A 19357-nucleotide genomic window follows, 5' to 3' on the forward strand; every position below is an offset into this window, starting at 1 on the left:
TCCTTATTATTTGCCAAAGGAATTGTAAGGGTTGTATTAAGGGTAGGACAGTTCACAGGTCCTTGGAATACATAAATATCATCTATGGCAAAGTCATTACCATATTCATGATTACGAGTATTCTGAATCTTAATGCGTACACGATTGTTATTACCTGGATTAATATCCCCTAAATTATCAGAAGAAATTTTCACCCAGTTAGAAGGTCCTATATTATTATACGGAATATCTTGTGATGTAACTTCTCCTAACACGTTATCCGAAAGGTCAGTTACCTGAACACGAATATTAGGTCTTACAGAAGTTGGATGAGTTAAGGTAGCCGTTGGCTTATTAAGATTCATAATCCAAACTTCAAAACCAATAGGTCCATTAGGTACTATATCCACTTCTTTTTGATAAAGAGTAGTTCCTACAGGGATATTTCCTCCCATATCTATATACATATAGCGTCCTTTAGGGAGTCCTGTATGATCAACAGGAGCCGAATCTATCCAGAAAGTACTGTTTCTATGGTCACCACAAGGTGCACCAGTTCTCCACCAAGCATAATTAAAATCACCTTCATTGATGATCATATACTGATTCCAACCTGTACAAGGTTGTACATAAGTCAGATTAGGAGAAATGGAAACTCCAGGTCGATTTAACCCAGCAATATCTGTAACTGCACCGGCACCAAAGTCCTCACGGATAAGTTCTCGCTTAGGTACATTGGTTTTCTTATAAAATATACGTACATATTGAGTAGTACCCTTATCAGCAGCGGTAAAGGTTTTGTCAGGAATATTTCTTGCGGTGTAAGGTCCATAATGTTCTGTTGCCAGTGTACTAAGGTTGTTACCTGTTACATAAGCATAACTATAATCCGAATGATCAGTAGTAAAGGACACCCGTGCTACCCCATCACAATCATAAGCTACTGAGGAATTTACCACAGGCAAAGCAAGAGGAGATTCCACCTGTACCACCTCTGTCATTTCACAAGGAGGTACTCCTCCAGCAGGGTTTTTACTACGTACTTTTACCGTATACTGTCCTACAGGGACATTATCAAAGCGCAAGTCATTAGCATCAAAAGTAACTCCTGGAAGGCTCGCTGGTGGATTATTCCAAGTAACTCCATTGTCCAAACTTACCTCAAAACGAGCATTCCCTGTTCCTGTCCCGTTACCTCCTGTAGGAGAAGCAACGCGAATAGAAGCATGTGCATGTGCCGCAGGGTTGTTAGCTAATGGCTGACAAGCCAAATGTGATACCCCTACATAGGCATTAATAGGTCCATTCCCTGAGGTAATGGTGGTAGTAATATCATCAAAGTCAGGACCTGAGGTATGTACACGCCTGCCGGTAGCAGGGTCAGTATATTCATAACCTTCTTCAGGGAAGGAGCATTCTTTACTACCTATCCTATAGAAAACACGCATACGGTATTCTCCCTCTGTAAGACCACGAAATACATTATTGGGGTGTGCCTGACGTTGCCATGCTCCCCATGTGCCTCCGCTTTTCTTACTAATGGCGTATTCCACCTGATACTTAGCAAAATTAGCAGGTGCCAAGAAAGCTGCTTCTGTAATATTAATGGTAATAGTACCCGCCGTAGTTGAACAATCTGCCTCTGTTTTAGTAAAAGCAAACTTAGGCTTTGGCTGGATAGTGAATGGTACATTACGTACTGCAGTACAACCATTAGCATCAGTTAAAGTAACTTTATAGGTCTTGGTGCCGGAAGTAAATCCACCATCACTAATCGCTAATTGTGAAGAAGTATTAGATCCCACATTGCTTGATAGCAAGGTACGTGCTCCTTCTTCTATCTTAATGGTATAAGGAGGAGTACCTCCTATTTGTGTAGTGGTAATATAACGTATTTCTCCACAAGATAGATCCTCAGGAATGGCATTCAAGAGTTTAAGCTCTGGCAGATTTGTAATAGTTATTGGAGTGGGAGGTGTAATATTACAAGTAGGACGATAGCTTGGTATAAGTGTTATCGTATAAGTACCACTGGGGAGTGACTCTAGGGCAGTACGTGCAGTACTATTATTGGAGTCTCTCTCAGCATCGGTAGTTACTTGGTAGGCAGCCACTTGAGTATTGGAAGCATTCTTCACAATAATTCGTACCGGTAGGGTAACATCCCTATTAATTTGAATACGAATCTTACCGGTATTCGTATGATTACCCACACACTTAACATCCTCCTTACTTATGGTAAATACAGCATCCGAACCTATGATTGCTTGTAGAGTGATTTTTTTCTCAAACTTACACACATTATTCTGGAACTGATTTGCTCCACCTGTAAGTTTAGGACGTATCGTTACTGTATATTCTCCACCTGCAGTTACCTCATGATTGAAGTTCTGTCCTGGTACATTTGTCCAAGGAATAGAATTTGATGGGCCTGCCACCATATATTGATAATTGGTATTAGGCAAGCCAGATATCTTAAGGCGACCTACCGTAGAACCTCCACAAGGGAGAATATTTTCCTTATCCAAGGTATAGGAAAGTGTACTCTTATAGGCACGGAAGAAGTAAGTAGCAGGACAATTGTCATATCTTACAAAAATAGCAAAGTGTGTGCCATTATTATGTACTTCCGATTCGCTAAGAGTAAAGTTCTTACCCTCTCCTATTTTCCTCCAGTTCGAATTGGTGGAAATATCCCCACCTCCTGAAGGAGGACAGGTATCATTCGGAGGCGTAGCGGCACCTATATATTTGTACCACTCTACCTTATTATCTGGTACGGAAAGAGGTCCTGTCTGCAAATTCACAGAAGTACCACAAAGGGCTATTTGGTAATAATCCGTACCATCAATATTACAAACCTGCTTCTCGGTGATGTTCGGATTATCCTTAAGTGGATGGATTGCCTGCGGACCCGTACGCTGTGTAATATTAAAGGTAATGGTAGTTACATTATTACATTCAGTGTTACCGCGTTCCAGAACATAAGTTCCTTGTGAGGTTACCTCCAAGAAACGATCGGTAGAGAGTACCGTAGGACTCCCTTGTTTTGTCCATTTATATGATGGATAACCAGCACCTCCGTCCAAGCGCATTGCCGAACAGTAAGGGATGGTATTATTGCTTGCCTGTCCACATGGATTATCTTCTAAGAAGAAGGTGGTAGGAGCAGGGTCACAATCTGTAATTTTTTTATAAGAAAGCTGCTCTAAATTATTTTCATTAGGACCTATTACATTATAAATCAGTTTAGGTTGAAAAGCGAGTCTGTTTGAACAAGCATCTCTTAAAGCTCCACAATCCGTAGTGGCTTTGACCTTAATAGTGATAGGTGCGGAAAGATTGGCATTAGGATCTGCAGGCAACTGATTTGCTGGAATAGAGAATTTGAGCATAGTACGCCCGCTCACTTGAGACTGACCTATAAAGGTAGCACCCAACGGTAATGCTTCATGGCTCTGATAAGTTACATTAGCAGGCAAGAGAGCCTCTAAAGTAATAGGAGCAGAAGCTACCCCTGACCCTATGTTACGAATACGAATTTCATATTTGGCTTCTGTACCCAACGGCTTACGTTGTCCTGAAATATCCACTCCTGCATTGTCCTTAACTAAAGTTTCCACTTCATAAGTAGGACGCGAGGTAGGTACCAACATGGTATTAACAATATTGATAAAGGCATCATAGCCTGACACCCCTGCTTGCTGTGCAAGGTACTTTATTGTGGTGGAAGTCGCCCCTGCTGCAGGGTTATCTTGTATACCGAAAAGAGAGACATCCCATCCTTTTCCTTCCTGTATAGGGTCATTCTCACGAGTGATTTTTCCTTTAAAGAAGTTATGAGACTCACGAGTATTATAAGCAATTCCTGCACTTCCATTCACTTTCACTCCATCGCCTGCTTGTGATTCTTCCCCACCGAGAGTTACCTGTCCGTAGGTAGGCCACACTTGATTAACAGTTCCAGGCGGGATTCCCGATGCATTTGCCGCCACAAAACCTGAAAGGGTTCTATCCCGCTCAATTGCCTGCCCTGCTCCTACTCGCTCAAAGCCATCCTGTACTTGGAAGACAACATTAGAGGCATTCCCTTTAGCTTTAGGGTCTTCATAAACTACTACTAAAGCCCATCCAGAGCCCAATTTCCATGCATGTCCTCCATTATTATGGACATTATCCACTTGATAAGTACCATTAAGATTCCCTGCATTGGCTAAAGCTTGAAGGTCAGCAGTAACATCTGCATAACGGTAATAATAAGAGTCATCCGTTACACGTGTTCCATCATTAATAATGGTCTTACGAGGATCAATATCATCATTTTGTCCTGCCTCATAAATAGTACCATCCGGTTTGTGCCATACAAGTTTTCCATTAATTGCATTATATTCAAAATCTCCTACATTCCCTAAATCATAATCACTACGACAACCTCCTCCTTCTTGAGTAATGTTAACTGGTTGAGGGAATTGGTAAGTACCTATTTCTGTACCTCCAACATTCACCCAGTTAAATCCATGCAATTCCATGTGCCCTCCTCGGTAACCTTTCACCTCCATTTTTACATTTCCATTATTTCGGTAACCATACCACCAGGTTTTATAATTGAATCTTAGGGTCATCGCACTTCCATAAGTTTGACGCATTCTCTTTACATCAAACATAATGGATTCCAGTCCATGGCCTGTATTATCCCCACTCCATTGTGCATAAGTATCTGAAGAACTTCTACACCAACCCAATTGATTTCCACTATAAGGGGAACTTACCTGCACCCGGATATCCAAGTCTCGCCCATTATATTGATCAAAATACAAACGATATACCAAATAATCAGCCTCATCCCATACAATAGCATTGGATTCCGTATGTCCATCATTTTTAGTTACAACTTTATTTAACCCATTAGGACCTTTAAGCCGTACAATATCCATATTTCCACCTCCTGCATGACCTCCCCAATAAAGGAGCGCCTTCTTCACCCTTACACGGCAATTAGGGTCTGTTGAAGGAATATTAAGATTATATGGAGCATCGGAACGGTTCCCAATCAGGGCAACTCCCCCTCTTATAGGTTTACCATCATTATTGTAACGAGTGCCCATAGTCTTTTGAGCGAATACAGCCGTACCTCCTACCAGTAGTATAAGGGTCAGCAAATACCGGAAAAGTTGTTTTAGTTTCATCACTTTAAAATTTGTATCCATAATTGTTTAGTTAAAGTAATAAAGTATATCCAAATGGATATATGAGTAAAAGTCTTTTATTTTCTTATTATTGTATGCTATTTTTGACTCTCTACAAGGGAATCATAGGACATTGGATTCTATTCTCATCTGTCTTATCGTGAGTATTTCAGTTTCCATGAACTTATTGATTTTTATGTTAAAATATCTTTATTATTGATAATCAAATATATACAAGAACTTCCTGTATATAATGATCCTTCCATTTTCATTGAGCAAAGATATACATTTTTTTAAACTTTCTTTAATCTATTTTCTTAAATATTGAAATTTATTATTTTACTGTATTAAATTAACTTTTTAATAACATTTCAAACTTTTTCGTAAAGATTTTTGGAAAAATTTATTTAAAACATTTTTACACCTAAGGTATAAGTTTTTAACTTATACCTTAGGTGAATATTATTTTTCTAGTTTTACTTCAAGAATCCAAATGCCCCCGTAGAAGTCCTCTTTCATCATATTCTTACGCATGAGGCTTTGAGCCTCCTCGGCGGACATTACTCCTTTACCTAAATAAAGATAAGTATACCCATTCTTGGAATTAACAAAGGTACCTACATCATAACGTTTACCCAATCGTTGACGTTCATTAAAGGCATTACGAGGATTTGCATATACCCCAATAACCACATAATAACCTTCGGTTACCCCTTTCATTTTCTCTGTCTTAACTGCCAAAGGAGCATCTGTTTGAACGGGCACTGGTTTTATCTCCTCTTTCTTCTTTTCTACTGGTTTAGGTGGTTCTACAGGTACCACAGGCAACTTATTAGGTCGCTTAGGAGGAGGCGGTGTATGTTCTTGTCGCTTACCTCCAAACTGTACATTAAGGTATACACCGAGAGTATTTCCTAGTTGAGGCACTTTCACTCCTATAGCATTCTCATACTCCACTCCTATGCTCCATTGTTGGCGAATATTAAAGCCTACTCCAGCAATAAGACCATTACGCTGGGTATAGCCTACATTTGCCCATCCCAATGCGGGGAGATCAATAAGGGCATGTCCTCCAAAGTTAAAACCATCATATTCCTTAGTAGCTCTTAGGGCTACTGACCAATAACCTTCCTCTAAGAGGTCATTACGACTTTGAAAAGCAGTACGGTACATTAGGTGAGCCGTGAAAGTTTTATCACGAAAAGCTGTCATTGCCTTATTGGATCCTGTAGCATAGTCTATCAAGTTATCAGAAGTACCTGCAATATGGAAATCTCCTATAGCAATATCCACTCCTGGTTGCACACTGACACCAAAGATATTACCCACATTCAAAAGAGGATCGGAGGGGTCTGCAGCATGTATACGACCTTTATCCAAACCGCTGAAAGTAGGGATTACATTAAGTCCCATATTAAGCTTTACCGCATCCGAGAGCTCTACAGCATGTCCATAATTGAGTACCACTCCATAGCTGGTCATTACTGTAACATTGCGCTTGAAAATCATAGCATTCATGGAGCTGGTCTCTCTAAAATTTCGCCCGTAAGAAAGTCCCATTAGGGAGAAATTGTCATTCTTATAACCCATCCACTGGTTACGATAGTAAAGTCCTATATTGTGTTCTTGATAATTAACTATCAAAGGGAAAGCAGGGTTTGCCACAAATGTATTAAAGCGCACAAAGGCGTGAGTAGGCATTTGGTAAGGCACATAAAAGCCTGATTGCTCCTGTGCATAAGAGAAAGTCATGCACAGTAGCAAAAGGCACATTTTATATTGAATTCCTATCTTCATACTAATGTAATACCGTTAGGGTTCCGTTTTTAGTTTTTCCATCTTTTTCTATAACATAGAAATAATAAATCGCAGCTCCACGTTCTGTGGATTTAGGCTCAAAATTTGGGAAGTCATTATTATATCTATCAGACTTATAAATAATCTCTCCGGTCTGCTTATAGATTGTTACCTTAGCTCCTGTCCATTCATTAGGAAGCACCCACTTTCGGTTGAGGTCTTCCCCACTTAGGAGTACTATGTTTGGAATTTCTTTCCCTTGATAGGAAAGAGTATAAGAGATGTTAATCAAGCCCTCCACCTGTCCACAACTGTGAGCATAAGGCGTCAGATCAATATTTTCTCCTGCAATATTCACCGTTCCTTCCTTAAGCCTCACTACCAATTGGTATTGCCCTATGGATTCTCTAAAGGCAGCTGAACCATAAGGAGCCGCTGCAATGGTATATTTCTTATCTGTCAGGGCAGTTACATCTGCTTTTTCTACCCATGACTGAGTGTCATCCTTACGGAAATACCACTTATAAGTAAAGAGTTCTTGTTGGAAGGTACCCATAAGGGTTGGGATAAGGTCTAAAGAACGATTATCCTCCAACTCCTGAGCTCCCGAACCGGTAGTGATACGCACTGCGGTAGGAAACTTGATATCTATAAGCTTAATCTCATTAGAATTAAAGGCTCCATTGACCTGTAAGCGATATACGCTAAGTGTATTGGAAGTAGTAGCTGCTATTTCAGTCCCCATGGATTGATTCACCCCATCTTTCTTCCACTGAAGGGTATAATGTGAATAATCCGAACTGGGAACTAAGGTACTCTTCTCTTGACCATTATGTACGATGGTTGCCTCCAGGCTGGAAAGTTCCAATATCGCTTGTCCTCCTCCACACGGAGAAGATCCCTGCTTGAAGCCAATGGTAGGTTTATAGCGAGAAGGTTCCTTCACATGGAGCTTAAGAACTCCCGTACTCACACGATTATGGCAAGAGTCATATACCTCTGCTACAAAAGTTCCCTCTGAAGGTACTTGAAAAGAGCGTGTGGTGTTCTCCTGCAAAATATTGGTAGGATCATCCTCCTTAAACCATTTGATGGTCAAGGTTTCTGTACTGGGAATATCAAGTTCTATTACAGGACGTCGATAAGGGAAGGCAAAAACCACATCTTCATTATTATAGCCCAACCATTTGATATCGCCTGGATTCACGGAGGACTGATCACTTACTGTTACCACATTGGACTTAATTACACAGCCACCTGCTTCGGTAAGGGTAATATAATAAGAACCATTATCGGAAACCGTATAGGAAGTGGTAGTAATACCAGGTATTACTGTACCATTCTTATACCATTTGTAAGTCCCTGTAAGGGTAGTATCTGTTAGTGAAGCCGTAAGAGGGAGCGTTTGTCCGGAACATTTTACCTGATTGTTTCCACCAGCGATAACCAGAAGTCCCTCCGTATTGCGTTGGGTAATTGTTACAGCAGAGGAGGTTTTCTCACAGCCTGTACTAGGGATAGCCTTGACAGTATAGCTCCCGACAGCCGTAACATTATAAGTAGGCTGGTTGGCTCCTGTAATGAGTGTATTATCCTTATACCATTGGTAAGTATAGGTGGAACCACTTGAATCATTAACAATTTCTGATTCAAGAGTAAGGGGTACACCTGTACATATCTGCTGAGAAGCAGCTCCTTTTATTCTCACTTGAGCAGCATTAGCTCCTCCTGCATCATTAACAACTACCTCATTGGAACGATAATTTCCTCCCTCACTACAGCCCCCAAAGTCAGGATCTACCGCATAGCGTCCTGGTTGGGTTACTGTATAACTCTCACCTGTAACTCCTGGAATTACTTGTCCATCCTTATACCATATATAGGAAGCCGCATGAGTGGATCCTGTAACAGAGATTGTTTTACTTGAAGAGCCTGGACATATCTCAATAGGCGAATGCAAGTTATTAAGTTCCAATGCCGTAGCAGAACCTAAGTGATGAGCTTCAAAAAACTCACTTTCTCCTTGAGCTACAGGATTACCACTTCCGTCCTGCTTTAGAGTACTTGTCTTAATACGTATCTTATATCTATTTCCTGAAGTGTTGGTAGGAAATTCTATCTTTATATAGATAGGAAGTACATTACTTCCCTTATGAAGATTCCCCGTAGAGTTAGTTTTATCAAGCCGTCCTATCTCTATAGGGGAGGAAAAATCCCCTGTAGGAGAAGAAAGTTCTGCAATAAAAGCATTATCATCCGAAAGAAGTGTTCCACTCCAGCTAAATTGTACAGTCAACTTATTTGGCATATTATTTCGTGGACAATACAAATTACGGCTATTGGTACGTATATTCTTTATTTCAGGGATAATTTGCCCATATATAGTCCCCCCTATAAGGCTTACTATAAGGATATATAATATATGTATTCTTTTCATAACATGGATGCTATTTTTTTATTAAATTTATTGGTTTTTTTATATTTCTATTAAACATGCTTTTTATGCTTTTCCAAGTTGGGCACTAACCCAACGCAAATATATAAAAAAGTTTTTATTCGTTGGATTTTTCTTAAATTTTTTCTTTTCTCTTAGGTTTTAATTCTTTCTTCTTTTAGGAATATAAAACTATTTGGTTACTGTAAATACAAGGGTTTTCATCCTTTTCATTCATATATATGGTATAAAGGAAAAAGTTATTAACATTTCTTAGAATTATAAACATTTATCTTTAAGAGGATTTTTAGATAAATTATCTTCTTTTTTTTATCCACAAAAAGCCTTTGCAAAATTCTTAATAAATTCGTAAAAAATATAACAAAACTGAAAGATAAAAAATCTGTTTTTCTTTATCTTTATCTGAGAAAAAAATAGTATTTTTGTAAAATGATTCGCCGCTATACTTACAGACTCCTTAACTACATAAAGACCCATAAAATAAAATCAGCCATTTTAGTGATTCTATTAATATGGTACACCTTTTGCCTGCCTTCACCTCTCTTTACAGAGGGATATGCTACCATAGTGGAAAGTCGTGAAGGAAAACTCCTTGGGGGAAAAATAGCCCCTGACGGACAATGGCGTTTCCCTGAGCGGGATAGTGTACCAGAAAAACTCCGTAAGGCGATACTTGCTTATGAGGATGAGTACTTTCATTATCACTTAGGAGTGAATCCTGTCTCCACTGTAAAAGCACTCCTGGCAAATATTCGCCAGGGACACACGGTGCGAGGAGGCAGTACCCTTACTCAACAGGTTATCCGCTTGGCTCGTAAGAACAAATCGCGTACCTACGGAGAAAAACTCATTGAAGCTATCTGGGCTACTCGCTTAGAACTGCGTTACTCTAAAAAGAAAATCCTTGCTCTTTATGCTTCTCATGCTCCCTTTGGAGGTAATGTTATAGGGGCAGATATGGCTGCATGGCGCTACTTTGGTGTACCTGTTGAACAACTCTCTTGGGCAGAGGCTTGTACCTTAGCTGTACTTCCCAATGCTCCAGGACTCATCTACCCAGGAAAAAATCAAATCTTTTTAGAAAAAAAACGTAACTTCCTCCTTGAAAAACTCTTCAAAAATCGTACCATAGATAAAACCACCTATGACCTTGCTCTTACCGAACCCCTACCTGAAAAACCTCATGAACTCCCTAATATAGCCCCGCATCTGGTAGAACGTATCGCTAAAAGTTATGGTGGAAAACGAGAAAGAAGTACTATAAACTACCACTTACAGGAACGAATCAATCAGATAGTGAAGAAATATTACCTCCACTATAAGCAATTCGAAGTACATAATATGTGTGTATTGGTCGCAGATATACGTTCAGGAGAAGTGCTTGCTTATATAGGTAATACTCCTACTGATAGGGAACATCAAAAGGACGTCAATATCATTCACCGTCCTCGCAGTACCGGTAGTATACTTAAGCCTTTCCTATATGCTGCCATGCTGGATAGTGGAGAACTCCTTCCTCAAGAGCTTATTGCCGATGTACCTACTCATATTGCAGGTTATGCCCCTCAGAACTTTGAAAACACCTATGAGGGAGCTGTCCCTGCCGACGAAGCTTTATATCGCTCACTGAACATTCCCTTTGTACTTATGTTACGCCAATATGGCATTAGTAAGTTTTACCAACAATTACAGATGCATCGGTTACGTACCATTAACCGTCATCCCGATCATTATGGATTATCCTTAGTCCTAGGGGGAGCCGAAAGTAACCTATGGGAACTAAGCCAAGCATACATGAATATGGGAGCTGTTCTGAATCACTTCACAGAAAAAGGTTCCTACCTTTCTCATGCCTTCCAACCTTTAAGTTATCTGCCTTATACCCATGACTATGGCAAGGAACAAACCTATAAGAATCACTTAAGCGCAGGGGCTATCTATAAAACCTTTGAAGCTCTTACTCAAGTAAATCGTCCTTCATTTGATTCAGCTTGGCGTTACTATGCTTCAGCAAGAAAGATTTCTTGGAAAACGGGTACCAGCTTCGGCAATCGGGATGCGTGGTCTATCGGACTGACCTCCCAATACCTTGTAGGAGTATGGGTAGGAAATGCCTCCGGAGAAGGACGTCCTGAACTTACTGGAGTAGGGACAGCCTCTCCTGTGATGTTAGAAATATTTCAACTACTACCTAAAAGCAAATGGTTCAGTACTCCATGGGATGACTTACAGGAAATAGAAGTATGCTCCCAAAGTGGAATGCTCGCCAGTGATATCTGTCCTAAAAAGAAGATTTATGTACCAAGAGGAAATCTGCAAACAAACCCTTGCAAATATCATAAGTGGGTACACCTATCCTTAGATGGCAAGTGGCAAGTAACCACCGATTGTGAATCCTTAGCCAATATTCATTCACAAAGCTGGTTCTCCTTACCTCCTTTAATGGAATGGTTCTACAAAAAACAACACCCTTCTTACCAATCACTTCCTGCCATGCGCGAAGATTGTCAAAGAGGTGATAAGCAGAGCGTATTGGATTTTATCTATCCCAAATATGGCACTATACTACACCAAGCTAAAGGATTTGGTGGAGATGTGCAACCCATCATCGCCCGTGTGGCTTATAACCATACAGGAAAGCTCTTTTGGTACTTGGACAACACTTATCTGGGAGAAACACTCCACTTCCATGATATGAAAATCTTCCTTAGCCAAGGAGAACACTATCTAAAATGTATGGACACTCAGGGCAATGAGAAGACAATCTTAATAATGGTTACCAACTAATGATTAAATAAATCATTGCTGGCATTAATCATTATTAAATAATTCCCTCCTGTATAAGGTTATGCAAATGAATGACGCCTATATAGTGTCCCTCTTTGGTTACAAGCAGTTGAGTAATTTTGTGGTTTTGCATAAGGTCTAAAGCATCTACAGCAAGGACACCTGCTTCCACCGTCTTGGGATGAAGGGACATAATATCCTTTGCTTTTAGTCCTTTAATATCCTCATAATGACTAAGCATACGGCGAATATCTCCATCGGTAATAACCCCTACAATAGTTTCACCTTCAAGGACAGCCGTAACCCCTAACATTTTTTGGGAGATTTCCACAATCACTTGTTTAATATCTGTATCTGGAGCCACTGCAGGCACCTGATTCTTAGCAATGGCATCTCCTACAGTAAGGTAAAGCCGCTTACCCAAAGCTCCCCCTGGATGATATTTAGCAAAATCCTGACTTCCAAATTGTTTCATTCGCATAAGAGCTACTGATAAAGCATCACCTATGACTAATTGAGAGGTCGTAGAGGTCGTAGGGGCTAAGTTATTAGGACAAGCCTCCTGGTGAGTATAGGCATACAATACATAATCAGATTGGGTAGCTAAAAAGGATTCCCTATTGGCTGTGATAGCAATTAATGGATTTCCTTCTCGCTTAAGCAAAGGCACTAATACTTTGATTTCTGGAGTATTACCACTCTTAGAGATACAAATCACTACATCTCCCTCTTGAATAATCCCCAAATCACCATGAATAGCATCCGCCGCATGCATAAAAATAGAAGGGGTACCTGTAGAATTCATTGTCGCAACAATTTTTTGAGCGATAATGGCACTTTTTCCTATCCCTGTAATGATGACTCTCCCCTTAGCATGAAGAATAACTTCTACTGATTTGATAAAATTTTCATCTAAAAAATTTGTTAATTTTTTTAAAGAATAAAGCTCAGTATCAATGGTTTCCCGAGCAAAATCAAGCACTTTATTAAAATTTTCCAAAATGTTTGTTTTTAAATTTGCTACTTAAAAAAAAAGTTGTAATTTTATCCTGCAAAAGTAAGAAAAAATACTACATATTACAATGATGAGTACAACAAAAGTTGATTTACAAAAAGCATTAAAAAGTATCTTTGGCTTTAATGCTTTCAAAGGAAAGCAAGAGGAGATTATCACCAGTATTATGGATAATCATCATACCTTCGTGCTAATGCCCACTGGCGGAGGGAAATCCCTTTGTTATCAGCTTCCTGCTTTGCTTAAGGAGGGAACTGCCATTGTGATTTCACCTCTTATTGCTCTGATGAAAAACCAAGTAGATGTAGTTCGTGGCATCTCTGGTACAGATAAAATCGCTCACGTACTTAATTCTTCCCTTACCAAAGGAGAAATTCGCACTGTTATGGAAGATATCCGTAATGGGGAAACCAAGCTCCTATATGTAGCTCCAGAGTCCCTTACCAAAGATGAATATGCGGATTTTCTAAAAACTATTAACATTTCCTTTGTGGCGGTAGATGAGGCACACTGCATTTCCGAATGGGGGCATGATTTCCGTCCTGAATACCGAAATATCAAAGCTATCATTGACCGTTTGGGGAACAACATCCCTATCATTGCCCTTACAGCTACAGCTACCACTAAGGTACAGGAGGATATCCTAAAGAACTTAGGCATTCCAGAGGCTCTTGTATTCAAGTCCTCCTTTAACCGTCCTAACCTATATTATGAGGTACGCCCTAAAACAAAGAATATCAATAGTGATATTATTCGTTTCGTAAAACAGCATCCTGGACAATCGGGTATTATTTATTGTTTGAGCCGAAAGAGTGTAGAGGAATTAGCACAAACCCTTCAAGTGAATGGGATTACTGCAATCCCCTATCATGCAGGATTGGATGCCAAAACCCGTGCTAAACACCAGGACATGTTCCTTATGGAAGAGGTGGAGGTTGTAGTAGCCACTATTGCCTTCGGTATGGGAATTGATAAGCCCGATGTTCGTTTTGTTATTCACTATGATATCCCTAAAAGTATAGAAAGTTATTATCAAGAAACCGGACGTGCTGGACGTGATGGTGGTGAGGGATACTGCCTTGCCTTCTACTGCTACAAAGATATAGAAAAGTTAGAGAAGTTCATGGTAGGAAAACCTATCGCTGAACAGGAAGTAGGACAAGCACTCTTACAGGACATGGTTGCTTATGCAGAAACCTCTACCTCACGAAGAAAGTTTATATTACACTACTTCGGTGAAGAATTTGATGAAGTTAACGGAGAAGGTGCCAATATGGATGATAATATGCGATACCCTAAGAACAAAAAAGAAGCACAAGAACAAGTCTCTATTCTCCTAAATGTCATTGATAAAACCCGACAAAAGTTAAAAGCTAAAGACCTTGTCAATGTACTTACTGGGAAGTATTCCGCTATTATCAAGTCCAATCGCTTCGATGAGCAAGATTATTTTGCCTCCGGAAAGGATTTTGATAGCCGTTATTGGATGGCTCTTATCCGCCAAGTAATGGTTAATGACTATATCCGCAAGGATATTGAAACATACGGAGTCATGTTCCTTACCGAAAAAGGTCGTGAATTCCTCAAGAAGCCACATTCCTTTATGATGACTGAAGACCACAATTTTGAGGAAGAAATAGAAGAGGCTCCAAAAAATACCATATCCGCTTTGGATGATACGCTTTTAAGATACTTGAAAGACCTCAGACGAAAAGTCGCCAAGGAGTTTGAAGTGCCTCCTTTTGTGGTATTCCAAGATGCCTCCCTTGAGGATATGTGCATGAAATATCCTATCACCATTACAGAATTAACCAATGTTTTTGGGGTAGGAGAAGGAAAAGCTAAAAAATATGGAAAAGAATTTGTCTCTCTCATAGCTAAATATGTGGAAGAAAATGATATCATCCGCCCAGAAGATCTCATTGTAAAGACTACAGGAGCCAACTCAGCTCTCAAACTCTTTATTATCCAAAATATAGACAAAAAACTACCCCTCCCTGATATTGCTAAGGCTAAAGGGCTTACTATGGATGAATTCCTTAAGGAAATGGAACAAATTGTATATAGTGGTACTAAGCTCAATATCAACTATTGGATAGATGAAATCCTAGATGAAGAGCAACAGGAAGAACTTCATGACTATTTCCTAGAAGCTGAAACTGACAAGATCTCAGTAGCCTCCAAAGAATTTGGCGGTGACTATGAAGATGATGAACTACGCCTATACCGTATTAAGTTTATCAGCGAAGTAGGAAACTAATATTAAGATAAATATTTTAGGGATGAATGCATGTTCATCCCTTTTTTTGTATATAATCACTTTTTCTTAAATCTGAATTATAGAAAACATACCTTTTCATATCCCTCATTTATAGATGAAAAATTTACAAATAAATCTGCAACAGAAATTTTCTCTTTTCTTTGCTTAATTATTGATTATTTGAAAATTATTAACTATTTTTGCAGTTTTAAATATAGCTAAAAAAAGTAAAATATTTAGCTATATTTTATAATAACTCAAAACTCATTTTATGTTAGAAGAAATTAAGGAACAACGTGCTAATAATTTTATAGAAAATATTATAGAAGAAGATCTTGCTGCTGGCTTTCCCGCCAGCGCCTTACGCTTTCGCTTCCCTCCAGAACCCAACGGATATTTACACCTTGGACATGCAAGTTCTATCTGTCTGAATTTTGGCTTAGGCTTACGCTATAATGCCCCTGTAAACCTGCGGTTTGACGATACTAACCCTAGCAAGGAAGAACAGGAATATGTGGATGCTATTCGTCGTGATGTACAATGGCTTGGCTTCCATTGGGATAAAGAATGCTATGCTTCCGATTACTTCCAAGAACTCTACGATTGGGCAGTACTACTCATCAAAAAAGGAAAAGCGTATGTGGACAAACAAACCTCCGAAGAAATAGCCTCCCAAAAAGGAACTCCTACGATAGCAGGCACGGAAAGTCCTTATCGCAATACTTCCCCCGAGGAAAACCTTGCCCTTTTCGAGCGCATGAAGAACGGTGAGTTTGAAAATGGCACTTATGTACTTCGCGCTAAAATAGATATGGCATCGCCCAATATGCTTATGCGAGACCCTATTATCTACCGTATCATGAATGCTTCCCATCATCGCACAGGCGATAAGTGGCATATCTACCCTATGTACGACTGGGCACACGGCGAGAGTGACTACCTTGAACAAATATCCCACTCCCTTTGTACGCTGGAATTCTTACCGCATAGGGAGTTGTACGATTGGTTTTTAGATCAAGTGTATGACAACACACGTACCCGCCCCAAACAACGTGAGTTTGCCCGCCGTAACCTCAGCCATACCATTGTAAGCAAGCGAAAACTCTTGCAATTGGTTACTGAACACTATGTTGCTGGATGGGACGATCCTCGTATGCCTACTATTTCTGGCTTACGTCGCCGTGGCTATACTCCAGAGGCAATACGTAAGTTTGCTGATACTATCGGTATCGCTAAGCGAGAAAACCTTATTGATGTATCGCTCTTAGAATTCTGCGTGCGCGAAGACCTTAATAAGAAAGCTAACCGCGTAATGGCAGTGCTTGACCCTATAAAGGTAGTGATTACCAATTATCCTGAAGGACAAGAAGAATGGCTTGATGCTGAAAACAATCCGGAGGTAACTCCATTAACTTATCGAAAAGTACCTTTTAGCCGTGAGCTATATATAGAACGTGATGACTTCCGCGAAGAAGCTGATAAGAAATATTTCCGCTTGAAATTAGGTGGTGAAGTGCGTCTTAAGAATGCTTACATCATTAAAGCACAAAGTGTAGTGAAGGACGCTGAGGGTAATATTACCGAAATCCACTGCACCTATGACCCTGATAGCCGTAGTGGTAGTGGTACCGAAGCGAGTATGCGTAAGGTGAAAGGTACACTCCATTGGGTATCAATTGCTCATGCTATACCTGCTGAAACACGACTATATGACCGCCTTTTTACTGTGCCCGAACCCGACCGACAGGAGGACAGCTTCTTGAACTATATCAATCCCAATTCCTTGAAAATAGTAACTGCTTATGTAGAACCTAACCTTAAGACAGCACAGGTAGGTGATACTGTACAGTTCCAACGCCTTGGCTACTTCTGTGTAGATACTGACAGCAATGCAGAGAAACTTGTATTCAACAAAACCGTAGGCTTAAAAGATACATGGGCTAAGATAGAAGTGAAAGAGGAATAATTTTTAAAGATCATAAAAACAAACATAAAATGAGACGTATTTTTAATTTTACTATCATGGCTCTTGCCATGAGTTTGCTTATTATAAGCTGCAAAAAGAGTGAAAAAGAAGTGGAAGCACCTCCCACTCAACTGAAGTTTACCCCTGAAAGAACAGAGGTAGAGGTAGGAAAAACAGCCACTGTAACCATTGTAGGAACTTGGAATAAAACCGACAAGGTACAAATAGCTAATAAAGAAATCATAACACAACAAGGAGAGGTTACCGATAACAAAATCAACCTACTGGCCAAAAAAGTGGGGACTACTAAAGTGAATGTGCTAACTGCTGATGGTCGTAATAGGGGTAACTTTGAAGTTACAGTAACCCCTACCTCTGAACTACACTTTACTCCTAAAAAACCAGAAGTGGAAATAGGAAAAGCAACTACTGTAACCATTGTAGGAACTTGGAATACTACTGACAAAGTGCAGATAGCTGATAAAGAAATCGTAACACAACAAGGAGAAGTTACCGATAACAAAATCAACCTATTGGCTAAGAAAGTGGGGACTACCAAAGTGAGTGTGCTAACTGCTGATGGTCGTAATAGGGGCAGTTTTGAAATTACAGTAACTCCTATCGCTGAGCTACATTTTACCCCTGAAAGACCCGAAATAGAAGAAGGAAAAACGGCAGAGATCACCATAGTGGGAACCTGGAATACCTCTGACAAAGTAAAGGTAGAAAACACCGAAATTGTAGAACAACAAGGAGAGGTTACTAACAATAAAATCACTCTTTTGGCAAAAAAAGTAGGAGATACTAAGGTGGAGATCTTCACAGCTAATGGTCATAAAAGAGGTAGCTTCCAAGTGATTGTAACCCCTAAGTTGCTACTTTCCTTCTCCCCTGAAAGTGTATCCATAGAAGAGGGGAAAACAACAATTGTAACCATTACAGGAGTATGGAATACCACTGATAGAGTACAAATAACCGATGGGGAAGTAGCTGCCCTACAAGGAGAAGTTACCGATAACAAAATCACCCTATTGGCTAAGAAAGTAGGGGCTACCAAAGTAGAAGTTTTCACTAAAGAAGGACAAAGTAGGGGTAGTTTTGAAGTTACAGTAACTCCTAAACTCTTACTTACCTTTAATCCTGTAAAAGCTGTTGTAAAGAAAGAAGAAACTACCACTGTAACTATCATAGGGGTATGGAATACTACCGATAGAATACAGATAGCTAATAACGAAATCGTTGAGCTAAAGGGAGGAGTTACTAATAACAAAATCACCCTATTGGCTAAGAAAGTGGGTAATACTAAGGTAGAAATATTCACTGCAGATAATCGCAGCCGAGGTAGTTTTGAAGTATCTGTATATACCTTAGCCAATACTCTTAAATTGGCTTATAAAGCAGATATCCCTCACTACAAAACAGGGATCACCGACAAAGAAGAATACAAACGCCTTATAGAAGAAACGCTCGAAGCCTACGAAAAACTGAAATTAGAATTAGAAGGTTTGGAGAAATATCCCTTAGATAAATACCATTACAATATGCAAGATAAGACTTGGCATGAAGGAATAAGAATCTCTAGATCTGCAACGAAACATTATAAAGAAACTAAAGATACTGCTAGTCTTACAGACTTAAAAAAGACATATGAAGATCTGCATCTATTCGGAATTGATTTTGCTGAAGTAGAAATCATGGCACGAATAGCTGAACAATATCGTAAGAAATATCCTAATAATACAGAAATAGAAAAACTTATTAAAGAGAATTTTAATGGGGAGTACACTAATTTGGATGGGCCTCACTTAACTAATTATCTCAATAATAATATAGTAACTGCTTTCAATAAAATTATTGATATTGTAAATAGTCTCCAATAAGTAAGGAAGAAGAAGTTGTAGAAAGAGATAAG

At 39.5% G+C, this 19357-nt stretch carries 8 protein-coding genes; 4 read left to right on the forward strand and 4 right to left on the reverse strand.

The features are described 5' to 3' along the window. The 3 genes from HMPREF9071_RS10545 to HMPREF9071_RS10555 form a co-directional block, all read right to left on the reverse strand. The coding region (locus tag HMPREF9071_RS10545) for a hypothetical protein (protein ID WP_009746633.1) at positions 1–5186 on the reverse strand (5186 nt) is incomplete at its 3' end. A gap of 441 nt (positions 5187–5627) precedes the next feature. After that, positions 5628–6962 (reverse strand): type IX secretion system membrane protein PorP/SprF, encoded by a 1335-nt coding sequence (locus tag HMPREF9071_RS10550; RefSeq protein WP_009746634.1) that lies wholly within the window; start codon positions 6960–6962, stop codon positions 5628–5630. 1 nt (position 6963) lies between these two features. Continuing rightward, positions 6964–9399 carry a gliding motility-associated C-terminal domain-containing protein gene (locus HMPREF9071_RS10555; protein ID WP_009746635.1) on the reverse strand — a complete coding sequence of 812 codons (2436 nt, stop codon included), beginning with the start codon at positions 9397–9399 and terminating at the stop codon, positions 6964–6966. Positions 9400–9846: 447 nt separating this feature from the next. Here HMPREF9071_RS10555 and pbpC point away from each other — a divergent pair, with 447 nt between their 5' ends. Next, positions 9847–12204 (forward strand): penicillin-binding protein 1C, encoded by a 2358-nt coding sequence (pbpC, locus tag HMPREF9071_RS10560; protein ID WP_009746637.1) that lies wholly within the window; start codon positions 9847–9849, stop codon positions 12202–12204. A 34-nt stretch (positions 12205–12238) separates the two neighbouring features. Here pbpC and HMPREF9071_RS10565 read toward each other — a convergent pair whose 3' ends face one another. After that, positions 12239–13204, reverse strand: coding sequence for an SIS domain-containing protein (locus HMPREF9071_RS10565; RefSeq protein ID WP_009746638.1), 966 nt, complete (start codon positions 13202–13204; stop codon positions 12239–12241). Positions 13205–13289: 85 nt separating this feature from the next. Between HMPREF9071_RS10565 and recQ the strand changes: the two genes are divergently transcribed. The 3 genes from recQ (at position 13290) to HMPREF9071_RS11835 (ending at position 19325) form a co-directional block, all read left to right on the forward strand. Continuing rightward, positions 13290–15479: a DNA helicase RecQ gene (recQ, locus tag HMPREF9071_RS10570; RefSeq protein WP_040358586.1), complete on the forward strand. Its 2190-nt coding sequence runs from the start codon at positions 13290–13292 to the stop codon at positions 15477–15479. Between the two features lie 271 nt (positions 15480–15750). Then, entirely contained in the window at positions 15751–17445 is a 1695-nt protein-coding gene (locus HMPREF9071_RS10575; protein ID WP_009746641.1) for a glutamine--tRNA ligase/YqeY domain fusion protein, read from the forward strand. Between the two features lie 29 nt (positions 17446–17474). Beyond that, the gene (locus HMPREF9071_RS11835; RefSeq protein WP_050784936.1) at positions 17475–19325 is read left to right on the forward strand and encodes a GAG-binding domain-containing protein; all 1851 of its coding nucleotides are present in this window, start codon (positions 17475–17477) and stop codon (positions 19323–19325) included. The last annotated feature ends 32 nt before the right edge of the window (positions 19326–19357 follow it).

Origin of the sequence: Capnocytophaga sp. oral taxon 338 str. F0234, assembly GCF_000192225.1 — a bacterium.
In the GTDB taxonomy this organism is placed as follows: Bacteria; Bacteroidota; Bacteroidia; order Flavobacteriales; family Flavobacteriaceae; genus Capnocytophaga.

What these genes read in the sequence shown, in the direction of transcription:
- HMPREF9071_RS10550 (WP_009746634.1), bottom strand. Translation starts at nt 6,962, where the DNA reads ATGAAGATAGGAATTCAATATAAAATGTGCCTTTTGCTACTGTGCATG.
- HMPREF9071_RS10555 (WP_009746635.1), bottom strand. Translation starts at nt 9,399, where the DNA reads ATGAAAAGAATACATATATTATATATCCTTATAGTAAGCCTTATAGGG.
- recQ (WP_040358586.1), top strand. Translation starts at nt 13,290, where the DNA reads ATGAGTACAACAAAAGTTGATTTACAAAAAGCATTAAAAAGTATCTTT.
- HMPREF9071_RS11835 (WP_050784936.1), top strand. Translation starts at nt 17,475, where the DNA reads ATGAGACGTATTTTTAATTTTACTATCATGGCTCTTGCCATGAGTTTG.
- HMPREF9071_RS10575 (WP_009746641.1), top strand. Translation starts at nt 15,751, where the DNA reads ATGTTAGAAGAAATTAAGGAACAACGTGCTAATAATTTTATAGAAAAT.
- pbpC (WP_009746637.1), top strand. Translation starts at nt 9,847, where the DNA reads ATGATTCGCCGCTATACTTACAGACTCCTTAACTACATAAAGACCCAT.